Below are 4,452 nucleotides of genomic sequence, written 5' to 3'. Positions count from 1 at the left end.
GTTGGTGCTGGTGCTCCTGGCGGTCGAATTCCTGCTCCGCCGGCGCGTGCGTGCGGTAATTCGGTACTGGCTCTGGATGCTGGTCCTGGTCAAGTTGGTGTTGCCGGTCGATCTGCGCACACCGGTGAGCCTCGCCTATTGGCTGCCGAGCGGCGGGGCGGCCTCGTCGCGGCCTGTGGATCGCGATTCGGATTCGGGAGTGCCCCGCTCGCAGACAATCCACTCAGCTGCGCTCGTGGCCGACTCCAGGCCGCCAGATTTGAATTCGATTCCTGGCGCGACTGCGGCCGACTCCGCCCACAATCAGACTATGGAACGGCCAGACGTTCCGCGGCGGCCGACGCAAACCGCGACGGCAGCGAATGTCACGGCGCCATTGCAGTGGCGTGGGTCTCTATTCGCTTGCTGGATTCTGGCGGTCGCGATCCTCCTGACGATGGTCGGAAGGCGGGCCATGTGGATACGACGGATCACTCGGCAGGCGACCGATGCGCCCCGCGAGCTTGAGGATTTGCTGCGGGATTGCATGTCCCAGATGGGAATGAAGGGGCAGGTGAAGCTCAGGATATCGGACCATTTGGGAAGCCCCGCGATCTGCGGCCTATGGCGGCCGACGATTCTCCTGCCGCGCGGATTTCCGGCGGGTCTCGACCGCGAGCAGATCCGGATGGTCTTCGTTCACGAGCTGGTGCATTGGCGGCGCGGCGATTTGCAGGTGAACTGCTGCCAAACGCTGCTCCAGACTCTGTACTTCTACAGCCCGGCAGTGTGGATCGCGAACGTGATCATCCGGCGGCTCCGCGAGCAGGCGGTCGACGAAACGGTCCTGGCGACGCTCCGCGGCCAAAGCGAGCGATACGTTTCCGCGCTCCTCGACATCGCCAGCGCCGCGCTCCAGCCGGCCGAAGCCATGCTGCGGCTGATTGGCGTGGTCGAATCCCGCCGCGCCCTTTCCACTCGAATCCGCCACATTCTGAATCGGCCGGTTCCGCGCTCGGCCAAACTGGGTCTCACCGGCCTCGCGGTAATCACCGCGAGTGGCCTACTGTTGCTGCCGATGGGCCAACGCGAGCAAGCGTCCGCAGCGCAAGACGAACCGGCTGTCAAAGCGAGGGACACGTCCGACAACCTTGCGTCCGAGTCGCCAGACGCTAAAAGGGTTGAACCAACCGCTGCTTCCAAAGGCATGGATATCGATGGTGATCCATTGCCCGCCGGCGTCATCGCCCGGCTGGGCGCCAAACGATTCCGGACCGCGCGTCAACCAGTTGCGCTAACCTACGGAGACGATCGAAAGACATTGGTGCAGCTCACCAGTGATGGATGGCTACAGCGGTGGGATCCAACTTCAGGTCGGCTGCTAAACGAAAAGCGCCTTTGGGAGCATCAGATTCCGCGCAACTCCGCCGCACTTGGCATCGGTCGAGTAGCCGCCTGCGGGTCGTATTTTGATGATGAGCGGGGCGAGAACGTGCATTGGCTTGGCGTATTCGATCAGTCATCGCAGCGCCGGATCCTCCAGTTGAACTTGGGAGAGCAATGGGGCCAACATCTTGCATTGTCGCCGGACGGAAGGACGCTCGCCTATGGTCGAGACAAAGTTCATCTTGTCGACATTGATCGCCAAACGGAGATCGCGAGCCGGGATATCGGCGTTCGCTCAATTGAGTCGATCGTGTTCGCTCCCGACGGGAAATCGTTGGCGGTCGGCGGTAATGAGGGCAATTTGTTGTTTTGGCATTGGAGCGCCAACGAAGAGCCGCGCTCGATCGAGATTCCAAGCAATCCGAATTTCGGTCCTTATCCGGTTTGGGCGTTCGTGTTCTCGCCGGACGGGGCGACGGTGGCGGTTGTCAATGGGAATCACGACTTCAAGAAAGTCTACTTGTTCGATGCAGTCAAGAGGCAAATTGTGCGCACGTTCGGCGCGCCCGGCGGCGAGGACTGGGGCGAGCGCTCTCTGACATTTTCGCCCGATGGCAAGATGCTGGCCACTTCGATCAGCCACGGGAGCGCGGGCGGGGGAGTGGCACTCTGGGATGTTTCGAGCGGCCGACTCGTCCGCAGGCTCCAGGGATTATTTGGCGACGCCTACTTCCTGACGTTCTCGCCAAACGGCCGGCAACTCGCGGCATCATGCGAATGGAACTCGACGATGTGCGTTTGGAATCTGGACACAGGCGAACCGCTTGTCTCGCAACTAGCCGCGCACGTCCAACCTCCAAACTCGATCCGGTTTCTCCCGGACGATCAACGATTGGTGACCGCCGGCGATGATGGCACGATCCGCATTTGGAACCTCGCCGACTCGCGCCAAGAGCGCGTAATGCAGCACATTCGCGATCAGGGCACCTACGACAGTGGAATTCGGGGAATGGATGTCTCGCCAGATGGAAAATACATCGCATCCTCCAGCTATGACGACACGGTTCGGTTGTGGGAGACTGCCACCAGCCGTGAAATCTTTCGATTACCGGGCAACGGGCATCTTGGCGGTCATCTCGCCGTGAGGTTCACGCCCGACAGCAAACGGTTTGCCTCCTGGGGCAACGATTTGCGACTCTATCTGTGGGATGTCTCCACGGGCAAAGCTGTGAGGGAATTTCAAACAAAGCCCGCCGGATTGAATACAGATCCCGACTCGCTAGGTAACCCGCCATTCTCGTCTCCCATGGGCTCGGGACCCATGCTCAGCGCGGCTTGCTTTTCCGCCGACGCGAGCACGCTGACTCTCCTATTAGACACCGCCCGGCGTTTTTCAGTCCGCACCGGCGAAGAGCTACCGGCAATCGAATATCAAAAAGGATCAAGCGGTCAAATGGCATTATCGCCCGATAGCCACTATTTGCTTTCGGCGAATTGGGGCGTGCGGCCGTTTGTATCGAAGGACGGAAAGACGAGCGGCACAACGGTTGCCAAAAATCATCCCGTTGAGCTGCGAAGCCTTTCCGATGGGAAAGTGATCGTAAAGATGGATATGGCAGGCTCGGGCGCAGGCCCGATGACTTTTTCGCCCGACGGCAGCTTGGTTGCAATTTCTGAGATCGACTACCCGCGAATCGAGTTGCGAAAGGTTCCTGATCTCTCAGAAGTATCACGAATCGATCTGCCGTCTCGCCCGCATGCCGTCGAGTTCTCCCACTCCAGCAAATTGATGGCGGTTTCGATTGCTGATTCTACCGTGCTTGTGTGGGACCTGGAACATTTACCGAATCAAAAGAGTCCGTAGCGAGCGCCCCAGCGGGCGAATCGAAGTCGCGATGAATCGAATGGCTTTCATTTCCGCGTTGGCAATCACTGTTTTCGGCGCAAGCGCTGCTGCTCAACAGCCGGCGGCGAACGTACAACCAAAGCCCACGCCTGCCCGCCGACTGGCGTTTTCGCATGACGGCAAATCGCTTGCAGTCGCATACGGCGGCGTCGACACGTTGGTCGTGTGGGATTTGGCCGCCAGGCAGCCGCGGATTGCGCTGCACGAGAAGGCGGTGATCCATTCCGTCGCCTATTCACCGGCGGGAGATTTGCTGGCGATCGGCGTCGGGCCGATGGCAAAGCTGCTCGATCCGAAAACCGGTGAAGTTCGCCGCGAGTTCAACGCGCACCAACAGACCGTCAATGGCGTGGCATTCACGCCCGATGGAAAGCAACTGGCCACCGCCGGCGCCGACGCACAAGTGAAGCTGTGGGATGTGGCCACCGGCGGCGATCCGCTTCAAACATTCTCCGGCCCAAACGGACCGACCGTAAACGCAGCCCTCTCCCCCGACGGCAAGTGGCTGGCGGCCGCCTGCGCCGCCCCGGATGGTATCCATGTCTGGAACTTCCAACGGCCTACGGAGAAGCCGCGCAAGTTCGACATGTCGGGAGCGGATGGCAATCGGCGCGCCGACACATTCCAGGTCGTATTCTCGCCCGATGGCCGCTTGCTGGCGATTCCCGATTGGAACGGATCCCTCTCGGTCATCGACATCGCGTCGGGAAATGAAACGTTCAAATTCAAATATCTTAATGGCGAGAGATGCGTTGCGTTTTCTCCCGACGGGAAGTGGCTCGCCGTCGCGCCCGGTTACGACCGGCGGATCAAGTTGGTTTCATTCGAGCAATCATCGGGCGCTGGGCAAAATCGTCAAATCGCCGGCTTGATCCAGCAGTTTCACGACGACGATTACGCGAAGCGCGAAGCGGCTAGCCAGCAGTTGGCGGCGCTCGGGCCAATGGTCGTCGAGCAACTTCGGGCGAATCTCAATTCTCCGGACGCCGAGGTTCGGGTCCGCTGCCGCCGGCTGATGGAACGAATACTCGATCTCGCCTTTGCAAGGCAGCTCATCGGTCACGAGGCCGAGGCAACCTGGGTCGCGTTCGCTCCCGATGGCAAGCTCCTGGCCAGCGGCGATGCGCAGGGGATCGTCAAACTCTGGACGATCCCCGAGGGCAAGGAAGTGCTCAGCCTGA

General features: G+C 60.5%; 2 protein-coding genes. Both read left to right on the top strand.

Annotated elements, in window-relative coordinates; genetic code table 11:
* On the top strand, positions 1–3,229 hold a 3,229-nt coding region (locus tag VGY55_15980), incomplete at its 5' end, for a M56 family metallopeptidase (GenBank protein ID HEV2971475.1).
* Between the two features lie 31 nt (positions 3,230–3,260).
* A partial coding sequence (locus VGY55_15975) for a WD40 repeat domain-containing protein (protein ID HEV2971474.1) occupies positions 3,261–4,452 on the top strand: 1,192 nt, incomplete at its 3' end.

The organism is Pirellulales bacterium (assembly GCA_035939775.1).
Taxonomy (GTDB): Bacteria; Planctomycetota; Planctomycetia; order Pirellulales; family DATAWG01; genus DASZFO01.
The sequence above is the reverse complement of the archived record's forward strand: the minus strand, read 5'-3'. Positions and strand labels throughout refer to the sequence as shown.